Below are 4,702 nucleotides of genomic sequence, written 5' to 3'. Positions count from 1 at the left end.
CCCCGGCGCCCGCGCCCGCTCCGGCGCCCACCCCGGGCGGTCCTCCCTCACCCGACCAGCCGTCGCTACCCACCGACCCGGGGACGCCGTCGACCCCGTCCACCCCGGGTACCGACACCCCGCACGTCAAACCGGCGGCAGCGGTCGACGCACCTGCGCAACCCGGTCAGGCGGCCGGCTCGGGCCCGTCGCACCGCGGTGACGATTCCTCGCCGGCCATGGCACCGGCAGCGGCGACCGGCATCCCCGCGGCGGCCGCGCGCGGCTCCTCGACCGGATTGGGAATGGGCGCCGCGTCATCGGGTGCCGGTCCCTCCGCCGGCGCGGCGGCCGCTCCCAGCGCCGGGTCGCGCGCCGCGGGCGGACGGGCGCCGTTGGGCGCCGCCGGCCGGGCACCGGCCACCGCGACCACCCGCGCGGCCTCGGCCCGCACCGCCGCGCCCGCGCGGCCGGCCCCGCCCGAGCGTCGCGACGACGACCAGAAGGACAAGACCCCGCCGGGTGATGACGTGACGGCCCTGCCGTCGGTCCCGGTCTCGGCGGCCCGTGCCGCTCGCGACGCCGTCGCCGCGGCGTCGGCCCGCGGTGACAAGAAGGACCCGCTGCGGTACGCCCGCCGCGTCGCCGCGGCGCTGAATGCACGCGACAGCGGCGGCGACGACGACTACGGTTTCTTCTGGGTCACCGCGGTCACCACCGACGGCGAGATCGTGGTGGCCAACAGCTACGGCCTGGCCTACATACCCGAAGGGGTCGAGCTGCCCGCGAAGGTGCACCTGGCCAGCGCCGACCGCAATGTCCCCGTCGACGAAAAGGCCCGCAGCGCAACCTATCCGGCGATGGCGATTCAGGGCTGGGCCGCCTTCCACGACCTCAAGCTGCGCGCCGTGATCGGCACCGCGGAGCAGTTGGCGAACACCGACGTCGGTGCACCCAAGGTCATCCTCGAAGAGGACGACATCCCGGAGAGCGGCAAGATGGTCGGCCGGCCGCGACTGGAGGTGGTCGACCCGTCTGCCCAGGCCCAGCTGCAGGAGACCGACGATCTGCACCTGGTGGACCTGCTGCCGCCCGCGCCCGCGGATGCCAAGGTGCCCGATGACGAGCGGCACATGCTGTGGTTCGACCTGATGAAGCCGATGACCAGCACGGCCACCGGCCGCGAGGTCGCGCACCTGCGGGCCTTCCACGCGTACGCCGCCCACAGCCGGGATCTGGCGCTGCACCAGGCCTACGCCGCGGCGGACCCGGAGGCGCAACGCCCCGCCGTGGTCGACTTCCTGTACTGGCGCTACGTGGCCGGGCTGCTGGACAGCGCCCTGACCGAGACGCCCTGAGGCTGCTGGGGCATCGAGCCTGGCAAACCCAAACAAATTGCCGCACGGGGGGTTCGGGCACGTCGGGTAAAATTTGCCTGATGGGAAACGTACAGAAGGGACGCCGTGATGGCTGAACCGCTAGCCGTTGATCCCGCCCGCCTGATCGCCGCGGCGAGCAAACTCGGCGAACTTGTCTTCCCGGCGCCACCGGCGCCGATGGCCGTGCCGGGATCGGACTCGATGTCGGCCGCGATCAGCCAGACCATGCCGGGCATCGAGTCACTCGTCAGCGACGGCCTGCCCGGCGTCACCGCCTCGCTGAAGCGCACCGCAACCAGCATGAGCACCGCGGCCGACATCTACACCCGGGCCGATCAGTCCCTGGGCCAGGCCCTGACGCAATACGGGTTCGGCGCCGCCGGTCAATCGCTGAGCGACAACGTGATGGGAGCCATGACGGCTCAGTCCAGCGGACTGCTCGGTGCCGGCACCGGCGCGGGCGCGGGTGCGGCCGCCGCGATGCTCGGTGGCCCGGCCGCTGCGGCGCAGCAAGCGGTGGGCGCGGCTGCCGGCGGTGCGGCGTCGCAGATCGGCGCGCAAGCCGCAGCGCTGTCCCCGCAGGTGGCCGCCACCATTCCGCAGCTGGTCCAACTGGCGCCGATGGCGCAGCAGATGGCTCCGATGGGTCAGCAGGTCGGTCAGAGCATCCAGCAGGCCGCATCGCAGGCGGGTCAAGGCGGCAGCTCGGCTCAGCTCGCCAGTGACACCAAGCCCGCCGACGACGAGAACAAGGATGATGACGGCAAGGACGGGCCCGACGCTGAGTCGGCGGACGGCGCCGCAGCGGGCAGCGCCACGCTGGTCAGCGCTCCGGTTGCGAGCGCGGGCGGCGGCACCCCTGCGCCGGGTTCGGTCGCGGCCCCGGTCTAGAACCGCAGGTTGCGGACCATGTCGTAGACACCGGTGATCCACAGCAACAACGGGATGATCGAGGCGACCACCGCACCGTCGATCAGCTCCGAGATTCGCTTCATCACCGGTGACAGCCGGCGGATCGGGGCCATCGCGCTGACGATGGTCAGCGCCAGCAGCACCAGCACCAGGTAGCCGGTCAGGATCAGCCACGCCCAGTTCGGATACCAGAGGCTGAGCCGGGCCGTCAGACCTGTCGGAATCGCGACCGTCGCCGCCAGCAACGCCCAGGCGCACCAGCGGTCGACGTAGAGCCGCGACCGGAACCCGCACAGCACGGTCAGCAATCCGGCGACGACCAGGCTGTGGACGAAGAAGTGGCCGTGGACCACCACCGCGATCGCGCCGACGGCCAGGATCACCGCCCCCGCGGTCACGTAACCGACCAGCAGTTGCTTGGCCAGCTTGCTGCGCTCGGTCAGCCGCGCCGCCGAGGCCGGCACCGAGGCGATGATGGCCTGCCAGGTCGGCGTCTCGTCGTTGGTGTCGCTGTTGTTCGCGGCGTCGGCGGTCACCGGATCGAGGAGTTCCTCGTTGTCGACGGTCTCGCCCGGAACCGGGATCGGTGGCAGGGCGATGCGGGCCACGGCGACCGTCAACTTGGCGGCCGTGGTGATGACGAACAGCCCGAACGCGATGGCCCCTGCCGGTACCCAGTGCTGGTAGCCGTAGCCGGTGGCCACCGCGGCGCCGATCACAGCGATCATCGCGATGACGACGAACGAGGCCACCTCGTGGCGATGCCGCGGACCGCCGCGGATGGCCAGGGTCAGGAACAGCACCACTGTCGCCGCCGCCGCGAGTTGGGGGGCGCCGAGTGACGTGGTTCCCCGCGGCAGCGGAACGGCGATCGCGGCGGCGGCCGCCAGCAGCGGATACGCCGCGATCAGCAGGCATTCGGAGAGTTCGGCTCGCTGGTAGAACCGCTTCGCCACAAATGAGGCAACGAGTACCGCGATCCCCAGCACCGCCATGGCCACCGGCCAGTACCAGTGACGTCCGGTAACCCACCAGGCCCGCATCGCGATGGCGGTGATGGGCAGCGCCAGGATCGGGATCGCGACCGCGATGAAGCGATCGACCGCCGACCGGTCGAATTCCGGGGATTCGTCGAGCACCGCGATCGCGTCGATGACGTCTTCGACCAGCGGCCGGTATCGCTCCGTCCGGCTCGCCGATACCAGGGTCAACAGCGAGCCGTCGACCACACCGGCTTCATCAAGTGACTGGTCGAGTTTCAGCGGCGGCGAGCCGGGGCGGGCGAAAGTCCACACCCCCTGCGCGTTGAAGTCGAATCCGGCCAGCACGTCGGCTGGGGTGTCCTCCAGCAGATCGGCGAGCACCGAGACGGTTTCGTCGATATAGATGCCCATCGGCGTGGCCGCCGGCAGCACCAGGTCGGTCATCCGCTTGCCGGTCAGGATCGTCACCCGCGTGGTAGCGGGTCGGGCGGGGGCGGCCCCCGCGGCGGTGGAGCCGGCAGCTACAGCAGGTGCGCTCAACGTCGTCCAGCCCTTTCGAAATCATCGGACAGCGCCGCGGCCAGTTCGAGCACCCGCCGCTTGTAGACGGGGTCGAGCCGGTCGAGCTGAATCTCAGTACCCTCCGCGATGTGCTTGTCCCACGGCAGCAGCACAACCCGGTTCGGTTGGATCAGCTGCTGGAACTGTCTCACCAACTGCTTCTCCGCGACGTTGGTTTCCCCAACGGCGACATGATTGATGACCACCGCGACCCGGCTCAGCAGATCCTGGTAGCCGTTGTGACGCAGCCATTCCAGCGCGCTCTCGGCTTGCCGCGCGCTGTCCAGCGACACGTTGGTCACGATGACGATCGCCGATGCCGTCTCCAGAACGCCGCGCGTCACCGGGTCGAACAAGCCGGGCCCGCAATCGGCCAGCACCAGGTTGTAGAACTTCGACACCGTGTCGACCGCGAACCGCAGGTCGTCTCCGCTGAGTCCGCGCTGGGCGGTGGTGTACTCGGCGGTCGGCAGGATCTCGAGATTGTCGGCGTTGACGCTGGTGTGTGCCCGCACGTCGTTGTAGTGCGAGAGATTCCGGTCGGCGACCAGGTCGGCGATGGACGACGGCGATGTGCGCCCCGCGCGCTCGGCGAGGTTGCCGCAGCCGGGATCGGCGTCGAGCACCAGGATCCGGTCGCCGCGCACCTGCGCCAGCATGGTGCCCAGCGTCACCGTCGTCGTGGTCTTGCCGACGCCGCCTTTGAGACCGAGCATGCCGATCTGATACGAGCCGCGGGGCTTGCGGCGGACCCGGGCGCGTAACTCGAGGTCGTACTTCTCGTCGCGGGACAGGCCCGCATTGATGCGGGTGAGCTTGTAGAGGGCGCCGCGCCACCCCCGCTGTGGGACGTGTTTGGCGGGCTTGGGCGGCGGGGCAGGCCGGGGC

At 70.7% G+C, this 4,702-nt stretch carries 3 protein-coding genes and 1 pseudogene; 2 read left to right on the top strand and 2 right to left on the bottom strand.

The features are described from left to right. Positions 1 to 1,337: pseudogene (locus tag AO501_RS37885) on the top strand (secretion protein EspK); the annotation flags it as partial. A gap of 108 nt (positions 1,338 to 1,445) precedes the next feature. Next, positions 1,446 to 2,249 carry a hypothetical protein gene (locus tag AO501_RS10205; protein ID WP_055577605.1) on the top strand — a complete coding sequence of 268 codons (804 nt, stop codon included), beginning with the start codon at positions 1,446 to 1,448 and terminating at the stop codon, positions 2,247 to 2,249. Here AO501_RS10205 and eccD read toward each other — a convergent pair. Beyond that, the gene (gene eccD / locus AO501_RS10200) at positions 2,246 to 3,793 is read right to left on the bottom strand and encodes a type VII secretion integral membrane protein EccD (RefSeq protein WP_055577604.1); all 1,548 of its coding nucleotides are present in this window, start codon (positions 3,791 to 3,793) and stop codon (positions 2,246 to 2,248) included. The genes AO501_RS10205 and eccD overlap by 4 nt on opposite strands. Further along, a partial coding sequence (locus AO501_RS10195) for a MinD/ParA family ATP-binding protein (RefSeq protein ID WP_055577603.1) occupies positions 3,790 to 4,702 on the bottom strand: 913 nt, incomplete at its 5' end. The genes AO501_RS10195 and eccD, both read right to left, overlap by 4 nt.

Source organism: Mycobacterium gordonae, from assembly GCF_001417955.2.
GTDB lineage: Bacteria > Actinomycetota > Actinomycetes > Mycobacteriales > Mycobacteriaceae > Mycobacterium > Mycobacterium gordonae_B.
The sequence above is the reverse complement of the archived record's forward strand: the minus strand, read 5'-3'. Positions and strand labels throughout refer to the sequence as shown.

Excerpts from the sequence above, each read along its gene's own strand:
- AO501_RS10205 (WP_055577605.1), top strand. The coding sequence starts at position 1,446 with ATGGCTGAACCGCTAGCCGTTGATCCCGCCCGCCTGATCGCCGCGGCG.